The organism is Stenotrophomonas sp. 05N423 (genome assembly GCF_056397145.1).
Genome location: NZ_JBFTMV010000005.1, coordinates 203,607 through 221,548, shown reverse-complemented (window position 1 = coordinate 221,548; position 17,942 = coordinate 203,607). Strand labels below are relative to the sequence as shown.

The 17,942-nt window shown below is 69.2% G+C and carries 14 protein-coding genes; 5 read left to right on the top strand and 9 right to left on the bottom strand.

Going from position 1 to position 17,942, the window contains the following annotated elements:
* Positions 1–57: 57 nt before the first annotated feature.
* The 5 genes from AC1DGW_RS10665 (at position 58) to hglS (ending at position 3,909) form a co-directional block, all read left to right on the top strand.
* Positions 58–438 carry a hypothetical protein gene (locus AC1DGW_RS10665; RefSeq protein ID WP_478022601.1) on the top strand — a complete coding sequence of 127 codons (381 nt, stop codon included), beginning with the start codon at positions 58–60 and terminating at the stop codon, positions 436–438.
* Between the two features lie 222 nt (positions 439–660).
* On the top strand, positions 661–999 hold the full coding sequence (locus AC1DGW_RS10660; protein ID WP_478022598.1) for an EF-hand domain-containing protein: 339 nt from the start codon (positions 661–663) through the stop codon (positions 997–999).
* Positions 1,000–1,092: 93 nt separating this feature from the next.
* A complete protein-coding gene (locus tag AC1DGW_RS10655) occupies positions 1,093–1,842 on the top strand; it encodes an HAD family hydrolase (RefSeq protein ID WP_478022596.1) in 750 nt (249 codons plus the stop codon).
* Positions 1,842–2,420 (top strand): hypothetical protein, encoded by a 579-nt coding sequence (locus AC1DGW_RS10650; protein ID WP_478022594.1) that lies wholly within the window; start codon positions 1,842–1,844, stop codon positions 2,418–2,420. The genes AC1DGW_RS10655 and AC1DGW_RS10650 overlap by 1 nt, the downstream gene beginning before the upstream one ends.
* Positions 2,421–2,544: 124 nt before the next feature.
* Positions 2,545–3,909, top strand: a complete 1,365-nt coding sequence (gene hglS / locus AC1DGW_RS10645) for a 2-oxoadipate dioxygenase/decarboxylase HglS (protein WP_478022592.1) — start codon at positions 2,545–2,547, stop codon at positions 3,907–3,909.
* 273 nt (positions 3,910–4,182) lie between these two features.
* Here the strand turns inward: hglS and AC1DGW_RS10640 are convergent, their stop codons facing one another.
* From AC1DGW_RS10640 to AC1DGW_RS10600, 9 genes are all read right to left on the bottom strand, one after another.
* Positions 4,183–5,433, bottom strand: coding sequence for an ABC transporter permease (locus AC1DGW_RS10640; protein ID WP_478022590.1), 1,251 nt, complete (start codon positions 5,431–5,433; stop codon positions 4,183–4,185).
* A complete protein-coding gene (locus tag AC1DGW_RS10635) occupies positions 5,430–6,686 on the bottom strand; it encodes an efflux RND transporter periplasmic adaptor subunit (RefSeq protein ID WP_478022588.1) in 1,257 nt (418 codons plus the stop codon). The genes AC1DGW_RS10640 and AC1DGW_RS10635 overlap by 4 nt, the downstream gene beginning before the upstream one ends.
* Positions 6,683–7,669, bottom strand: coding sequence for an HlyD family secretion protein (locus AC1DGW_RS10630; protein WP_478022586.1), 987 nt, complete (start codon positions 7,667–7,669; stop codon positions 6,683–6,685). The genes AC1DGW_RS10635 and AC1DGW_RS10630 overlap by 4 nt, the downstream gene beginning before the upstream one ends.
* On the bottom strand, positions 7,666–8,652 hold the full coding sequence (locus AC1DGW_RS10625; protein WP_478022584.1) for an HlyD family secretion protein: 987 nt from the start codon (positions 8,650–8,652) through the stop codon (positions 7,666–7,668). Before AC1DGW_RS10625 ends, AC1DGW_RS10630 begins: the two co-directional genes overlap by 4 nt.
* On the bottom strand, positions 8,633–9,310 hold the full coding sequence (locus AC1DGW_RS10620; RefSeq protein ID WP_478022582.1) for an ABC transporter ATP-binding protein: 678 nt from the start codon (positions 9,308–9,310) through the stop codon (positions 8,633–8,635). The genes AC1DGW_RS10625 and AC1DGW_RS10620 overlap by 20 nt, the downstream gene beginning before the upstream one ends.
* Before the next feature lie 492 nt (positions 9,311–9,802).
* The gene (locus AC1DGW_RS10615) at positions 9,803–9,934 is read right to left on the bottom strand and encodes a hypothetical protein (protein ID WP_478022580.1); all 132 of its coding nucleotides are present in this window, start codon (positions 9,932–9,934) and stop codon (positions 9,803–9,805) included.
* A 212-nt stretch (positions 9,935–10,146) separates the two neighbouring features.
* A complete protein-coding gene (locus tag AC1DGW_RS10610; protein WP_478022578.1) occupies positions 10,147–13,266 on the bottom strand; it encodes an efflux RND transporter permease subunit in 3,120 nt (1,039 codons plus the stop codon).
* Positions 13,267–13,275: 9 nt separating this feature from the next.
* Entirely contained in the window at positions 13,276–16,500 is a 3,225-nt protein-coding gene (locus tag AC1DGW_RS10605; protein ID WP_478022575.1) for an efflux RND transporter permease subunit, read from the bottom strand.
* A gap of 176 nt (positions 16,501–16,676) precedes the next feature.
* Positions 16,677–17,930: an efflux RND transporter periplasmic adaptor subunit gene (locus AC1DGW_RS10600; protein WP_478022573.1), complete on the bottom strand. Its 1,254-nt coding sequence runs from the start codon at positions 17,928–17,930 to the stop codon at positions 16,677–16,679.
* Positions 17,931–17,942: the final 12 nt, after the last annotated feature.

Sequence of the window (17,942 nt, the reverse complement as noted above, 5' to 3'; positions counted from 1 at the left end):
ACGCGTGGCGGGCCGGGCGGATACACTGCGACTCCCTGTTGCCATGACCGATAGCCGATGAACCTGGAACTGCACTACGGCCTGCTGGGCTCGCTGGAAGCGGCCTTGATCGCGTTGGCAGTCGGCTTCGTGGTGTTCTTCCTGTGGTGGCAGATCTGTCGCCGCGCCAGCCTGTCGCAGGGCCATGCCATCGCCTGGGCCTGCCTGGCCGCGGTCGCCATCGGCGCCGGCGTGGATGGCTGGAACCTGTTCTACCTGGGCATGGTGCAGCTGGATTCGCCGCTCTATGCGCGGCTGGCGCTGGCCGGCATCCACGATCCGGACCAGCTGGGCACGCGCGTGGTGCTGGAAGTGACCGGCGCGCTGGTCGGCGTGGGGCTGGGATGGCGGGCGTTCAGTCCGCGCACGGCATCGGAAGACGACAGCCGCGGCGGGTAATCGCGTCCGACAGGCATGTGCGTGCAGTGGGTGGAACGCCCGAATGCGTGCCTTACCTGCGTCTCACGCAACGCTAACCAGGGCGGTAGCCGTTTGTCGGCGTGCGTTGGTTAACAGCGTGTTTTCAGCGCTTTCGTGGGGTGCATGCGATTCAGGGCCGGCCTGCGAGGGTGGAGGCGTGCGGAATCACCGCGCTTTCCAGACCGCAGGAGGAAACACCTGATGACCGTTCGCAACCGCAACCCGCTGTTCGCCCTCGTCGCCGCCGTTGGTGCCGCACTGGCCATGCCGGCCATGGCCCAGGACACCCGGGCCGAGCCGGAACGCCAGGCGCAGGAACAGGCCGCGCAGGCTCGGCAGGGCACCGCCGCCGACGCATCGACCAGCGGCAACGACCAGTCCTGGGCCAGCCTGGATACCGATGGCGATGGCAGCATCAGTCGCGCCGAATCGCAGGCCCATGCCGGCCTGGCACGGATCTTCGATGCCGCCGATGCCGACAAGGACGGCAAGCTGACCCCGGACGAGTACCGGGCCTATACCGCCTCGCAGCAGAAGTAACGCATCGGCGGCCGCGCCGCCCTGCATGGAGAGAGCGGCCGCGGGCCGCTCTCTCCATGTCCGCCATACGGGGCGATTGCTATCCTGTGGCGCATGACTTCCCCATCTCCCGCATCCGCACATTCCTCCTCCATCGGCCTGGTCGGCTTTGACGGCGACGACACGCTCTGGAAGAGCGAGGACTACTACCGCCAGGCCGAACAGGATTTCGAATCCGTCCTCGGCCACTACATCGACCTGCACGATGCCGGCACCGCGCAGCACCTGCTCAAGGTGGAGCGGCGCAACCTTGCGGTGTTCGGCTATGGCGCCAAGGGCATGACCCTGTCGATGATCGAAGCGGCCATCGAACTGACCGGCGAGCGCATCTCCGCCGCGCACCTGCGCCAGATCGTCGAGATCGGCCGCCGCACCCTGCAGCATCCGGTCGAGGTGATCGACGGCGTGCGCGAGGCGGTGACCGCCATCGCCGCGCGCTGGCCGGTGGTGCTGATCACCAAGGGCGACCTGTTCCACCAGGAGCAGAAGATCGAGCGCTCGGGGCTGCGCGACCTGTTCCCGCGGATCGAGATCGTCTCGGAGAAAGACCCCTCCACCTATGCGCGGGTGCTGGCCGAATTCGACCTGCCGGCCGAACGCTTCGTGATGGTCGGCAACTCGCTGCGCTCGGATATCGAGCCGGTGCTGGCGCTCGGTGGCTGGGGCGTGCATACCCCGTATGCCGTGACCTGGGCGCACGAGGCCGAACACGGCGTTTCCAGCGACGAACCGCGCCTGCGCCTGGCCGATACCGCCTGGCAGTGGCCGGAAGCGGTGGCGGCGATCGAAGCCGGGAACGAGTGATGAGGAGCGAGGGACGAGTAAAGGCAGGAACGAAGTGGCTGGGTTGCTGCTTTCTCTCGCTCCTCGTTTCTCTCTGCGCGTTCCTCGTCCTTCCCGGCGCGGCATCGGCACAGGAGACCTCGGCTCCGCCGGCTGCTGCTCCCTATGAGCCGCGCACCGGCGACGCCTGGCTCGACCGCCAGCTGGCCGACGTCAACCTGTACGCCGCGCGCTATCCCGATGCCTTCATAGACGAGGTGGTGCGCTACGGTGGCGCGCGCCGCGGCTACGTCGAGGCTCTGATGCAGCAGCATGGCTGGGCGGCGGGCGACGTCTGGTTCGCCTGCTTCTGGGGCCAGGCCATCGGCGCCAGCTGCCGCGAGCCGGTGCAGGCCCGCACCCGGCACCCCGGGGAAGGCTGGAATACCGTGGTGGAAAGCCTACCGGTGGCGCCGGGCAACCTGCACTGGCGTGCTGTGCGCCACGCACTGGTCGCGAGCTACGACCACTGGGACCGGCCGATCCGCCTGGACGCGCTGCTGCAGCGCCAGCTCGGCGATCGCGCCAGGCGCGACGCGGCGGCCCGCACGCACGATTGAGCGGCTGCATCCGTGGCGCAGCCCGCGATGCGGGAGCGCGGCGGAAGTATCCGATGCAATGGATGACCCCGTGCCCCCATCCGGGCGAAAATGGCGCCTTTCCCCTGCCGCGCCGCGCCCCGCCATGACCGCCGACCGTTTCGTTTCCACCGATCACATCCGCAGCCTGTTCTCGCAGGCGATGTCGCACATGTACCGCACCGAGGTGCCGCTGTACGGCACCCTCGTGGAGCTGGTCGGCGAGGTCAATGCCGGCGTGCTGGCCGCGCAGCCGGAACTGGCCGCGCAGATGGAGCGCAGCGGCGAGCGCGAACGCCTGGACGTGGAGCGCCACGGCGCGATCCGCGTCGGCACCGCGCAGGAACTGTCCACGCTGCGGCGCCTGTTCGCGGTGATGGGCATGCAGCCGGTGGGCTATTACGACCTGTCGGTGGCCGGCGTGCCGGTGCATTCCACCGCGTTCCGCCCGGTCGACGGCGAAGCACTCAACCGCAACCCGTTCCGCGTGTTCACCTCGCTGCTGCGGCTGGAACTGATCGAGGACGAAGCACTGCGCGTGCAGGCTGCGGAGATCCTGTCCCGCCGCGCGATCTTCACTCCGGGCGTGCTGCAGTTGATCGAGCAGTGCGAACGCGATGGCGGCCTGTCCGACGGGGACGCGTGGCGCTTCGTGGTCGAGGCGCTGGAGACCTTCCGCTGGCACAACGAGGCCACGGTGTCGCTGGCCACCTACCATGCGTTGCACGGCGCACACCGACTGGTCGCCGACGTGGTCAGCTTCCGCGGCCCGCACATCAATCACCTGACCCCGCGCACGCTGGACATCGATGCCGCGCAGGCGTCGATGCATGCGCGCGGTCTTGCCGCCAAGGCGGTGATCGAAGGCCCGCCGCGCCGCGACTGCCCGATCCTGCTGCGCCAGACCAGCTTCAAGGCGCTGGAGGAACTGGTGCATTTTCCGTCGGGCGAAGACAACGCCGCCGGCACGCACACCGCGCGCTTCGGCGAGATCGAGCAGCGCGGCCTGGCGCTGACCCCGAAGGGGCGCGCGCTGTACGACGCGCTGCTGGCGCAGGCGCGCGAGAACGGCGGCGCCGGCAGCACCGGCGGCGACTACGCGCAGCGCCTGCAGGCCGCGTTCACCGGCTTCCCCGACGACCACGCCACCCTGCGCCGTGAAGGCCTGGGGTATTACCGCTACGCGCTGACCGACGCGGGCCGCGCCGCACCGGCCGCCGAACGCGCGGTGCCGGCCGAGGTGTTGATCGAGCGTGGACTGGCTGCCGCCGAACCCATCGTCTACGAGGACTTCCTGCCGGTCAGCGCGGCGGGCATCTTCCAGTCCAACCTCGGTGGCGAGGAGCAGCGCGCTTATGCGGCCCGTGCCAACCGCGAGGCGTTCGAACAGGCGCTGGGTGCGTCGGTGGCGGACGAGTTCGCGATCTACGAGCGGCTGCAGGCGGAGTCGCTGGCGCAGTTGTCGGCCTGATCCGCATGCCGGACGAGCCCGGCGCCTGCGTCGCGTAGCAGCGGGGGGGTGCCCGCTGGCTCCTGCTGTTTTCTTTGCTTTTGCTCTTCTGGGCCCCCTTCCGTAGCGACGGAGCCGATGGAGAAGACCCCACAGGCGCGACGCGCATGGATGCACGTCGCCCTTCGGGTTATTCCCGCCGAGACCCGGAAGTCAAAAGCGAGGAGCAACGGCAACGATCGGCGCGGACGTCGTAGTGCTGCCGCAAGCGACCAGCCGTGAGGCTGGCCGCATTCACTCCTGCCGCAACGCCGCGATCGGATCCAGCTGCGCAGCCTGGCGCGCCGGATAGACGCCGAAGGCCAGGCCGACCAGCGCGCAGAACCCGGCCGAGAGCAGCACCGGCAGCGGCGCCCACGCCACTTGCCAGCCAGCGAAGGCGGCGATCAGGTAGGCCAGCGCGGCGCCGAACAGCAGGCCCAGCAGCGCGCCGGCGATGCAGATCACGCTGGCCTCGCGCAGGAACTGCGCGACCACGTCGTTGCGGCGCGCACCCAGGGCGCGCAGCAGGCCGATCTCGCGCCGCCGTTCGAGTACGTTGGCGAGCATGATGTTCATGATGCCGATGCCGCCAACCAGCAGGCTGACGCCGGCGATGGCGCCCATCACCACCTGGAAGATGCGCTGCGTCTTCTGGTGCTGCTGGAACAACTGCTGCGGCACCACCAGCTGGTAATCGGCGACGCCGGCATGGCGCTGGTCGAGCACCGCCGACAGCACGCCGGCACCGGCAGCCAGTTTGTCGGGGGTGTCCAGGCGCAGCAGGAACCGGTCGATGGGGTCCTCGCGCGGCTGGAAGCGGAAGCGCGCCTGTGCGCTGGCCAGCGGCACGAATACCCGGTTGCTCTCCGAGCCCAGCTGCACGCCTTCGAAGTCGCGTTTGCCCAGGTCGCGATCGGCGAGCACGCCGACCACTTCCAGCCAGACGTGGTTGACCTTGAGCAGCTGCCCGACCGGGTCGCGGCCGGGAAACAGGCTGGAAGCGGCCTGATGGCCCAGCACCGCCACCGATGCCAGCGCGGCATCGTCCTCCGCGCTCAATGCGCGTCCCCTGGCCAGCTGCAACGAGGACAGTTCGAACCAGTCGGGGCTCACTCCGCTGGCCTGCGCGTCGCTGCCGGCGTGGTCGCTGAACACCGAATAGGTGTGGATGCGCTTCTCCGCGGCGAACCGGTCGGCGCCGGGTACCACCTGCAGCGCCGCCTGCGCGTCGGAAAGGGTGAGGCCGAGGCTGCGCGCGCGGTTCTCGCGCAGGGTCGCGTCGTCCTGTGGTCGTGCCTCGGCGATCAGGTTGCGCAGGCCGAGCCCTTCGACCAGCTTCAGCGCTTCGCGACGGCTGCCTTCGCCGACCGCCTGCATCGCCACGATCGCGCCGACGCCGAAGATCAGCCCGAGCAGGGTCAACAGGGTACGCAGGCGCCGCCGCCAGAGTTCCTCGACCGCCTCGCGCCACACCTGCGGCAATTGTGGAAGCCGTGCCTTCATCCTGCGTCCTTGTCCGTGGCTTCGTCCGCTGCCTCGCCTGGCTGTCCATCGGCCGGCTGTGCCGGGCCACCCGCCGACAGCAGCACCTCGTCGCCCGCCGCCAGGCCCTTGAGCACCCGAGACCGTGCGCTGCCGCGCACGCCCAGTTCAATCTCGCGGCGCACAAATTCGCCGCCTTGGCGTACCCGCACCCAGTGCTTGCCGTCCTGCTGCTCGATGGCGACATTGGCGACGCCGATGGCGTCGGCCTCGCGCGCCAGCACGATCTTCGCGGTGAAGCGCTGCCCGGGAACGAAGCCATGCCGCGCGATCACGTCCGCGGGCACCGGCGTGCGCACCGACAGGTATTTCACCGGGCTCTCGCGTCCCAGCGTCTTGGCCGCGCTGGCGACCCACGCCAGCTGGCTGGTGAAGCGCTGGTCGGGGCGGCCGAGCGGATGCAGCTCGACGCTGTTGCCGGTGGCGACGCCCTGCGCCTCGATCTGCGGCAGGTCGATCTGCACTTCCATCGCCGACGTATCGGGAAGGCTGCCGAATTCGGTACCGGCATACATCGCCGCGCCGATGGCCGGTTTGTCGCCGGACCAGCTGGGTGTCAGCAGCAGGACGCCGTCGTTGGGCGCGCGCAGTTCCAGCGCATCCAGGTCGGTCTGGCGGTCCTTGGCGGTGAGGTCGAAAGTGGCGCGCTGCGCGTCGAGTACCGCCAGCTCGGCGCCGCCGCGGGTGCCGGCCTGGGCGCGGCGCCACTGCAGCGTGTCCTGCTTCTCGCCGAGATAGCGGCTGTCCTCGATAGCATCGAGCACGTCGTTGCGCGCCAACGCCGAGAGATCGGCGCCGGCATAGCGCTGGGCGATGCCGAGCTGGACCGCGACCTGCGCAAGGTCCACCGAAACCCGGCCTTGCGTGGCTTCCAGGTCGCCCTCCTTGGACAGGCGCGCCAGCGCGTTGCGCTGCAGGTCGAGCAGGGCCTGGTCGAGCTGCTGCTTGCCGTCGGGGGCGATGAAGCGGGCCAGCAGATCGCCCTTTTTCACCACGCTGCCTTCGGGCAGCATCCATTCGACCTGGCGCGAGGACCAGTTCTGGCCGGGAACGTTCAATGGCATCGGCTTGCTCGAACGCAGTTCGCCCTCGCCGTCGATGCCGAGCAGCAGTTCGCCGGCGGATACGATTTCCGACGCCGGTGGAACGCTATCGGCGGCGCAGCCGGACAGCGCCAGCACCAGGGGCAGCAACAGCCGCAGGCCAGGCTTCATGCGCCACGCTCCTTCGCCGGCGGCGCGGCCGCCAGTTCCACCCGGACGGCCTGTCCGGGGCGCAGCTGGGTGGCGGTCCCGTCGAACTGGATCACGATGTCGATCACCGGGATCGGCTGCACCTGCGATTTGCTGCGCACCGCGCGCCCCACGCTGGCGATCCGCCCGTGATGGGCGCTGCCGCCGCCGCCTTCGACCACGATCCGCGCCGGCGTCCCGACCGCCACGCGCAGCAGGTCGCGTTCGGGCAGCTGCGCCCGCACCGCCAGCGCGCTGGCGTCCGGGATCTCGGCCACGGTCTGGCCCAGCCAAACCTGCGAGCCGACGTCGAACTTCTCGCCGTTCCAGCTGCTCTTGTGCGCCATGACGCCATCGCGCGGCGCCAGGATGGTCATCCGCGCCACGGAGGCCTGCAGCCGTTCGACGTCGGCCCGCAACTGGGCGAGCTCGGAATCAACCAGGCGCTGTTCCTGCAGGCGCTGGCCGGCGGCCAACCGCTCGCGTGCCTGGACCAGCGCCATGCGCTGCTCGGCCCGGCGCCGTTCCTCGATCAGCTTGTCGTACTGCATGGCGGCGATCAGCTCGCGCGGCTGTTCGGTCTTGCGCTGCGCCTTCTCCAGGGCGGCGCGGGCCTCGGCGGTGGTCAGCTGTTCGGTGCGCTGGCGCTCGGCCAGGTCAAGCAGCAGCTTTTCGCGCTCGCGCTGCTTTTCCTGGAGCTTGCTCTGTTTCTCGCCGAGGTCGCGCAGCAGCTGGCTGCTGTCGAAGGCCAGTACCGGCTGGTCCTTGCGCACCGGCGAACCATCGGCGGCGAGCTGGGTGATCTTGAACTGCCACATGCGGTCCACGGACGGCGACATCAACTGCGCCGCGCGCTGCGCGTAGACCTCGCCGTCGACGCGCAGCGCGCCGCCACCGGCGGCCGAGGCCGCCAGCGCCAGGACGGGCAGGAAGCACAGGCACATGCGTGCATGGCGGAACTTCATCGCGGCGTCCCTTCCTTGCCAGCCGGCGCATCGGCGATCACGCGTACGCTCATGCCTGGCAACAGCGTCAGCTTGCCGGGGTCGAACGCGATGTCGATCGGGAAATACAGTCCGTTGCCCCATTCGGGGCGGCGTTCGGGCGCTCCGCCGATGGTGGCGATGCGTCCGCGCACATCGGTGCCGGGTAGCGCGTCGAAGCCCAGGCGCACCGCCTGCTCGACCCGCAACGCCTGGCGATCGGGCTGCAGCGCCCAGGCACGCACCGAGAACCGGCTGGGGCTGGCGACCACCTCGCCGGCGCGGCTGCCCGGCATCGTCGAAGAGCCCTCGTCGATGCGGCCGCCGATCCAATTGTTGTTGAAGCCGTGCACGACGATGCCGTCGCGGTCGGCGCGCACCTCGACGGTACGGACCAACGCGGCGTGGTAGTCGCGCTGGACCTCCAGTTTGCGGATCTCGAGCTGGTTGTCCTCGCGGCGCCGGCGTACCGCCTCGCGTGCTTCGGCCAGCAGGCGGTGCTGCAGTTCCACCTCGCGCGTGGTGCTGCCGAGTTCGCCCTGGTAGCGGTCGTAGTCGAGGTCCGAAACCAGGCCCTTGGGGATCTTTGCGTCGATCTTCGCCGCGGCGAGCTTGGCCTGCGCATCGACCAGCGCCAGTTCGGCATCGACCGCCTTGACCTCCAGTTCGGCGATCTCCTTGTTGCCCTTGGCCACGGACTGCTCGATCTGCGCCTCGAGATCGGGAATCATCGCCGCCGACTGGCCGGGGTCGATGCGCAGGACCGCATCGCCCTTCTTCACCGCTTCACCTTCCGGCACGAAATAGCGGATCACCACCGGCGAACTGTTCGACTGCGGGGTGAGGATGACCTGGCCATCGATCGCGCGGACCTCGCCGGTCAGCACCACCCTCGCCGCCGCGGGTATGGCGGCCGTGATGCACAGCGCCGTCACGACCACCAGTTCAGTGCAGCGCCGAATCATGCTCGATCCTGCCGTCGTGCAGCCGAACCCGGCGCGGCGCGCGCGCGGCGATGTCGTTGTCGTGGGTCACCAGCACCACGGTCTGGCCGTCGCGGTGCACCTCGTCGATCAGTGCCAGCACGTCGGCGGCGCTGCGCGAATCGAGGTTGCCGGTGGGCTCGTCGGCCAGCAGCAGTGCCGGGCGCAGCAGCAGGGCGCGGGCGATGGCGGCACGCTGCATCTGTCCGCCGGAAAGCTCGTTGGGCCGATGGTGGCGGCGTTCGGCCAGGCCGACCCGTTCCAGCAGCGCATCGGCGCGTTCCTGCGCTTCGGCCGGCGGCTGGCGATGGAAGCGCAGCGGCAACAGCACGTTCTCGCGCACGGTCAGCCGCGGCAGCAGGTGGAAGCTCTGGAAAACAAAGCCGATGCGACGGTTGCGGATGTCGCTGCTGGCCTCGTCGTCGAGCGTGGCGACGTCGCGATCCTCGATCAGGTAGTGACCGCTGGTGGGGTGGTCGAGGCAACCGAGGATGTTGAGCAGGCTGGATTTCCCCGAGCCGGACTGGCCGGTGATGGCGACGAATTCGCCTGCGCCGATCTTCAGGCTCACGTCGGCCAATGCCTGCACGGTCTGCCCGCTCATGGCGTAGTGCCGATGTACGTTGCGCAGCTCTATCACGGTCCGGTCATCCTGACTGCCCCTTTGGTCCTGTACCGGATGCTAGCCGAAGACGTGGCGGCAAGGCCATGGTCGGGGAGCCGGATCGAGGCACGTGGCGGGCGGCGATGGCCCAGCTTGTTCGCTGGCTGGCTGTCAGCATGATCGTAAGGGAATCTGGCAGTTGCTACTGATGATTCTGCTTTGCTTCTGATTTCTCCGGCCGTAGAGCGAACCGGGCACCGCAGGGTGGCGAGTGGCGAAGAGGCGCACGCGTCTGAGCGAAGCGAGTTGTGCGCCGTCCCCCTGGCCCGCGAGGAGCGCAGGGGACCGGCGGGCGTAGCCCGATGGATCGCGTCCGGCCCGTGTTGACCAGCCATTCGGCTGTTGAAAATCTTCTCTTTTGGCTACCTTTTATTTGCACGAGCAAAGAAGGGCCTTTCCGACAGCCGAATGGCTGGTCAACACGCCCCTGCCTGCGTGCCGCGGGTCCACTCCGCCGGGGGGGTTTTTCTACGCGACATCCATGTCGCGTAGAAAAACGACGTGCTCGCCCGCTTCGCGGTCGAGTCCGGGGTAGTCGCCGCACGGCGCCTGCCCGTCCGGCAGGGCGAAGCAGTGCTTCGCCTTTTCCGCCGAACCCATGCACGTCGCCCTTCGGGTTTTTCCCGCCGGCTCCGTCGCTGCGGAAGGGGACCTGGAAGTCAAAAACGAGGAATAACGGCAAATCTTCGGCAACGGCAACGGCAACGGCAACGGCAGCGCGTCGTGACGGTGATTTCCGTAGCGCCGGGCAATGCCCGGCAGAAGCTTTCCCGGCTACGTTCCAGTGGAACGTAGCCCCGTGCAGGAGACGATCAGGCCCGCGCGATCCGTCGCTGCTGTTTGCGCTCCCTGCGCCGTGCGCGCCAGCCGCGCCAGTGCTGCTGCAGGCAGGAGAAGATCACATACAGCGCCGGCGTGCTCAGCAGGGTCAGGCTCTGCGAGATCAGCAGGCCGCCGATCATCGCGATGCCGAGCGGGCGGCGCAGTTCCGAGCCTTCGCCCAGGCCGATCGCCAGCGGCAGCGCCGCCAGGATCGCCACCATGGTGGTCATCATGATCGGGCGGAAGCGCACGATGCTGGCCTCGCGCACCGCCTCGGCCGGCGACTTGCCGTGCTCGCGCTGCGCCACCAGCGCGAAGTCGATCATCATGATCGCGTTCTTCTTGACGATGCCGATCAGCAGCACCAGCGCGATGGTCGAGATCACCGACAGGTCGGTGCTGGTCGCCCACAGCGCCAGCAGTGCGCCCATGCCGGCGGCGGGCAGGGTGGACAGGATCGTCACCGGGTGCACCAGGTTCTCGTACAGCATGCCGAGCACGATGTAGACCGTGGCGATGGCGGCGATGATCAGCATCAGCATCGCGGTGGGGTCCAGCGCCTGGCGGAAGCCGCCGGGCTCGGCCTGGCGGATGTCGCCGGGCATGCGCAGGCCGTCGATGGCGGCCGTGACGATGGCATCGCCCTCGCCGCTGCTCACGCCGGGGGCCAGGTTGTAGCTCAGGTCCATCACCGTGTACTGGTTCTGGTGGGTCACCTGCGACGGCGCCAGGCCCGGCTCCTGGTGGGCGAAGGCGGTCAGCGGGATCATCTGCCCGCTGCTGGAGCGCACGTACACGTCGTCGATCGCGGCCGGGCTGCCGGTCTGCTCCGGCAGCGCGTTGACCACCACGCCGTATTGGTTGAGGTCGGCGTAGATGGTGGAGATCTGGCGCTGGCCGAAGGCGCCGTACAGCGCGCCGTCGATGGCGCCGATGCTCACGCCCAGGCGCGAGGCCTTCTCGCGGTCGATCACGATCCGCTGCATCAGCCCGCCCTTGTCCACGTCCGAGCCGACGTCGCGCAGCTTGGGGTTCTGCTTCAGCACTTCCACCAGCTTCGGCAGCCACTCGGCCAGCTGTGCGGCGTCGTTGCCCTGCAGGGTGACGCGGTTCTGCGCGCCCTGTCCGCCGCCGCCACCGCCATCGGAGGGCAGGTCCTGGATGGCGCGCAGGCGCACGTCCAGGTCGGGGAACTGCGCGGCTTTGGCGCTCAGCCGCGCCACCACCAGGCTGGTGGCCTCGCGCCGGCCCTCGGCCATGGTCTTCAGTTCGATGTTGAACTGCGCGCTGCTGCCCTGGCGGCTGGAGCCCAGCCGCGCGCCGACCATCTTCACCGCCGGGTCGGCCAGGAACATGTCGCTCAGGCGCCGCTGGCGCGTGGTCATTTCAGTGAAGGAAACGGTGGCGCTGGAACTGGCCCGGCCCCAGATCAGGCCGGTGTCCTGCTCGGGGAAGTTGCCCTTGCCGACCGCGCCGGCGAGGTAGAACGTGGCCACGATCAGCAGCAGCGGGGTGAGCGCCAGCAGCAGCGCGTGGCGCAGCGAGAAATCCAGCGCGACCGTGTAGACCTTCAGCATGCCGCCGTGCACGCTGTCGAGCAGGCGGTGCATGCGCGATTCGCGCACGTGTGCCTCGTGCGGCTGCAGGAAGCGCGCGCACAGCGCCGGGGTCAGGGTCAGCGATACCAGCGCCGAGACCATGATCGCCGCCACCAGGGTAAGGGTGAACTCGCGGAAGAACGCGCCGAGCATGCCCTGGGCGAAGATGATCGGCAGGAACACCGCCACCAGCGAGGCGGTGATGGAGACGATGGTGAAGCCGATCTCGCGCGCGCCGGCCATCGCCGCCTGCATGCGCGGCATGCCGTCGTCCAGGTGGCGCATGATGTTCTCGATCACCACGATGGCGTCGTCGACGACGAAGCCGATTGCGATCACCAGCGCCAGCAGGGTCAGGTTGTTGAGGGTGAAGCCCAGCACCATCATCACCACCGCCGCGCCGGCCAGCGACAGCGGCACGGTGACCGCGGCGATCAGCGTCGGCGCCAGCCGGCGCAGGAACAGCGCCATGGTCAGCACCACCATCGCCAGGCTGATCATCAGGGTGATCTGCACCTCGGCCAATGAGGCGCGGATGGTCGGGGTGCGGTCGAAATAGGGCGTGAGCGTGGTGCCGGCGTCGAGGTAGCCGGACAGCGCCGGCATCTCCGATTTCACCCTGTCCACGGTCGCCACCAGGTTGGCGCCGCTGCGCAGGTACACGTACATCAGTACGCCGCGCTTGCCATTGAACCAGGCGGCCTGGAAGGCGTCCTGCTGGCCGTCGTAGACGGTGGCGATGTCCTTCAGCCGCACCACCGCGCCGTCGTGGGTGGCGATGGCGACGTTGGCGAAGTCGGCGGCCTTGCGCACCTGGTCGTTGAGGACGATGGCGGTCTGGTTGCTGCCGTCGCTGAGGAAGCCCAGCGGCGAGGCGACGTTTGCCGCGCGCATGGCGTTGCGCAGGTCGTCCGGGCTCAACCCGAGCGCGTTCATCGCGCGCAGGTTGAGGTCCACGCGCACCGCCGGGGTGGAGGCGCCGGCGATATCCACCTGCGACACGCCCGGCAGCTGGCGCAGGCGCTGCGCCAGCAGCGAGTCGGCCAGGTTGTAGAGCTCGGCGACGGACTGCGTTTCCGAGGTCAGCGACAGCGCGATCACCGGGTCGTCGTTGGGGTTGGCCTTCTGGTAGGTCGGCGTGTTGATGCCGGCCGGCAGGTCGGCCATGGCGGCGTTGATCGCCGCCTGCACGTCCTGCGCCGCGGCGTCGATGTCGCGACTGGTGTCGAACATCAGGAACACCATGCTGCGGCCGTCGCTGCTGCTCGAGCGCATGGTGCTGATGCCCGGCACCTGGCCGAGGTGGCGTTCCAGCGGCGCGGTGACGGTGGCGGCCATGGTGTCGGCGTCGGCGCCGATGTTGCTCGCCTGCACGAAGATCACCGGGATCGACAGGTTCGGCAGTGCCGCCACGCCCAGCCGCAGGTAGCAGAGCAGGCCGGCGAAGAACAGGCCGATGGCCAGCAGGCCGATGCCGATCGGGCGCTTGATGAAGGGCGCGGAAATATTCATCCGGCGCACTTACCGGGCGGCCTGCAGGCGCGCGGCGGCGCGCTGCTCGCGGCGCCTGGCGGCCCATTCGGACAGGCGTTCGAAGTACAGGTAGATCACCGGCGTGGTGTACAGCGTGACCAGCTGCGACAGCAGCAGGCCGCCGACGATGGCCACGCCCAGCGGGCGGCGCAGCTCCGAGCCGATGCCGGTGCCCAGCGCCAGCGGCAGCGCGCCGAGCATGGCCGCGGCGGTGGTCATCATGATCGGGCGGAAGCGCAGCAGGCAGGCGCGACGGATCGCATCGTGGGCGTTCATGCCGGCGCGCTGCGCGTCCAGCGCGAAGTCGATCATCATGATCGCGTTCTTCTTGACGATGCCGATCAGCAGCACGATGCCGACGATGCCGTCCACCGACAGGCTCATGCCGCACAGGTACAGCGCCAGCAGCGCGCCGACGCCGGCCGGGGGCAGGGTGGAGATGATGGTCAGCGGGTGGATCCAGCTCTCGTAGAGCACGCCCAGCACGATGTAGATCACCGCGATGGCGGCCAGCAGCAGCATCACCACGTCGGTCTGGCTGCTGGAGAACTCGGCGGCGGTGCCGACGAACTGCGCCTGCATCTGCTGCGGCAGCTGCAGGTCCGCGACGGCCTTGTTGATCGCCGCCACGCCTTCGGACAGCGAGTAGCCAGGCGCCAGGTTGAAGGAGATCGTCGCCGACGGCAGCTGCTGCTGATGGCTGACGATCAGCGGCGCGGTGCCCGGCGTGGCGCTGGCGATCGCCGACAGCGGGATGGTGCCGCCGGCGCCCAGCGCGATGCCGGTGTTGCTGTTGCCGATGCCGGTGGCGGTGGAGGAGTTGCTGGAGCTGACCTGGCCCAGGCTGGTGGCGTTGCTGCCGGTCAGCGCGCCGCTGCCGTTGCTGCCGATCGCCAGCTGGTTCATCAGCGCGTCGGAGGTGCGGAATTCCGGCGCCACTTCCAGCACGACCCGGTACTGGTTGAGCTGGGTGAAGATGGTGGAGATCTGGCGCTGGCCGTAGGCGTCGTACAGCGTGTCGTCGATGGTCTGCATCGGCACGCCGTAGCGGCTTGCCTTGTCGCGGTCCACTTCCACGTGCAGGGCGCGGCCGTTGTTGGCCAGGTTGTTGTCCACGTCGGCCAGTTCGGGCAGGCGGCGCAGCGCATCGGTGACGCGCGCGGCCTGTTCGGCCAGCTCCCTGCTGTCCATGTCCGACAGCGAGAACTGGTAGGCGGTGGCGGCCACGCGCGTGTCCAGGGTCACGTCCTGTACCGGCTTGAGGTACAGCGCAACGCCGGGAATGTGCGCGGCGGCGGCCTGCAGCTGCGGCAGGATGGCGTCCAGGCTGCCGCGTTCGCCGCGGTCCTTGAGCACGATGTTCAGCTGGCCCTGGTTGAGCGTGGGGTTCATCGAACCGGCGCCGATGTAGGCGGCCACGCCGCTCACCGCCGGGTCCTGGCGCAGCGCCTCGGCCACGGCCTGGGTGCGCTGCTGCATCTGCTCGAAGGCCACGTTCTGGTCGGCGATCACCACGCCGGTGACCATGCCGGTGTCCTGGTCGGGCAGCAGGCCCTTGGGGATGGCGATGTACAGCAGCACGGTCAGCGCCACCGAGCCCAGCGCGATGCCCAGGGTCATGCGCTGGTGGCGCAGCACCCAGTCCAGGCTGGACTCGTACAGATGCACCAGCTTCGACCATGCCGTCGTCCTGCCCTGTGCGGCGGCGCGCTCGTGGGCGTCGTCGCCCTCGGGCAGGGCGTCGGGCTTGAGCAGGTAGGCGCACATCATCGGGGTGAGCGTCAGCGAGATCAGCATCGAGATCGCCACCGCGATCGACAGCACCCAGGCGAATTCGTGGAACAGGCGGCCGGTCACGCCCGGCATCAGGATCAGCGGCAGGAATACCGCGATCAGCGACACGGTCAGCGACAGGACGGTAAAACCAATCTCCTTCGCGCCGGTCTCGGCCGCGTCCTGGCCTTCCTTGCCCTGCTCGATGTAACGCACGATGTTCTCGATCATCACGATCGCATCGTCGACCACGAAGCCGGTGGCCACGGTCAGCGCCATCAGCGACAGGTTGTCCAGCGACATGCCGGCGAAGGCCATCACGCCGAAGGTGCCCAGCAGCGACAGCGGCACCGCCACCGACGGGATCACCGTGGCCCACAGCCGGCGCAGGAACACGAAGATCACCGCCACCACCAGGCAGATGGTGAGGATGAGGGTGAACTGCACGTCGTGCACCGAGGCGCGGATGGTGACGGTGCGGTCGGAGAACACGTCCAGCTTCACGTCCGCCGGCAGCATGTTCTGCAGGCCGGGCAGGATCTGGCGGATGTTCTGTACGGTCTTGACGATGTTGGCGCCGGGCTGGCGGCGCACTTCCAGCAGCACCGCCGGCTTGCCGTCGGCCCAGGCGGCGATCTGGTCGTTCTCCACGCCGTCGACCACGCTGGCCACGTCGCGCAGCCGCACCGGCGCGCCGTTCTTGTAGCGCACGATGATGTCGTTGTAGTCCGACGCGTCGCTGAGCTGGTCGTTGGTGGACAGCGTGTAGCTCTGGGTCTTGCCGTTGAGCGAGCCCTTGGGCGCGTTGACGTTGGCCTGGGTCAGCGCGCTGCGCAGGTCTTCCAGGGTCATGCCCATGTTGGCCAGCTGCGCCGGGTTGGCCTGGATGCGCACGGCCGGACGCACGTTGCCGGCGATCGACACCAGGCCGACGCCGTCCACCTGCGACAGGCGCTGCGCCAGTACCGAGTCGGCCAGGTCGTTGACCTCGCGCAGCGGGCGCGTGTCAGAGGCCAGCTTGAGGGTCAGGATCGGTGCATCGGCTGGGTTTACCCGGTTGTACACCGGCTGGTACGGCAGCGAACCGGGCAGGGTGGCCTGGCGGATCGCCGCCTGCACGTCCTGCGCGGCGGTGTCGATGTCGCGCTCCATCGAGAACTGCAGCACGATGGTGGACAGGCCGGCCGAGGAATCGGAGGTCATCAGGTCCAGGCCGGAGATCTGGCCCAGCTGCCGCTCCAGGGGCGTGGTCACCAGCGAGGCCATGGTCTGCGCGCTGGCGCCGGGGTACTGCGTGGTCACCACCAGGCTGGGCGCCTCGATCTCGGGCAGTGCCGAAACCGGCAGGCGCTGGTAGCCGAGGATGCCGAGCAGCATCAGGCCGACCATCAGCAGCGAGGTGGCGATGGGGCGGCGGATGAAGAGAGTCGAGAAGCCCACGGTCGGTTCCTGTGGTGAGTGTGTGCGCGGCGCAGGGCGGTCAGGGCCGGCCCATGCTCCCGCCGCGCGCGTCGCGTGGCCCGCACGGGGCGCTCACGCATGCGTACATGTCCGCTGCCTGCATCGCGCCATCGCGGGCCACCGGCAGTGGCGCGCGGATGGCCGCGCGTGGAACGTCAGCGCGGGCCACGACCGCCCCGGTTGCCGCCGCCGCCGCGCTTCTGGCTGGCGGCCTTCAGCTGCTCCTCGGTCGGCGCCGGCGGCGCCTGGCCCGGCTGCAGCGGATTGACCTTGACGCCTTCCTTGAGCCGGAACTGGCCTTCGGTCACCACCTTGTCGCCCGCTTCCAGCCCCTTGCTGATGACGACATGGCTGTCGTCGACCTGGCCGCCCTGGACCACATCGCGCAGGGTGACGCTGTTGTCCGGCTTGATCAGGTAGACGAAATCGCCGGTGCTGCTGCGCTGCACGGCTTCGGCCGGCACCACCACCGCGTTGGGCAGCTCGTTGAGCTTCATGCGTACATTGACGAACTGGCCCGGCCACAGCGCCTTGTCGGCATTGGGGAATTCGGCGCGCAGGCGGAAGGTGCCGCTGGTGGCGCTGATCTGGTTGTCCACCACCTGCAGCTTGCCGTCGGCGTTGACCACCGCGCCGCCGGCGCGGTCCAGCGTCGCCGCTTCCAGCGGCCCGTTGCCCTGTGCCGTGCGCACCGCGTCCAGCTGCTGCTCGGGCAGGTTGAACAATACGTAGATGGGCTGCAGCTGGGTCAGCGTGACCAGGGCGGTGCCGGCGCCGACCACGTTGCCCGGGTCGACCGCGCGGATGCCGGCCACGCCGTCGATGGGCGAGACGATGCGGGTATAGCCCAGCTGCACCTTGCTCTGGCTCGCCGTGGCCTGGGCGGCGGCGACCGCCGCCTGGTACTGGGCGACCTGGTTGCGCAGGGTGGTCAGGTCGGTCTGCGCCACGTACTGGCGGTAGGCCTCGGAATTGGAACGCTCATAGTTGGACTGGGCGGTGGCCAGCAGGGCCTGGTTCTGGCGCTGGCTGGCGATGGCCTGGTCGTACTGGGCCTGGAAGGTGCGCGGGTCGATGCGGGCCAGCAGGTCGCCCTTCTTCACCGCCTGCCCTTCCTTGAAATCGACGCTCAGCAGTTCGCCGCCGACCTGCGGGCTGACCGTGACCGTGTTGTAGGCAGCCACCGTGCCCTGCGCGGTGACATAGACCGGCACGTTCCTGCGCTCGGCCGGCACCGCGGTGACCGGCACCGGGTCGCGGTCCTTGTCGCCGCCGCCCCAGCCCCCCGGCGCTCCCCCGGCCGCGGGCGTTCCGCCGGCCTTCTTGCCGCCTCCCATCACCCGGTAGCCGATTCCCGCGACGAGCAGGATGGCGACGACGAGCAGCACGATCTTCCAGAAACGCGACATGCGGAAAACTCC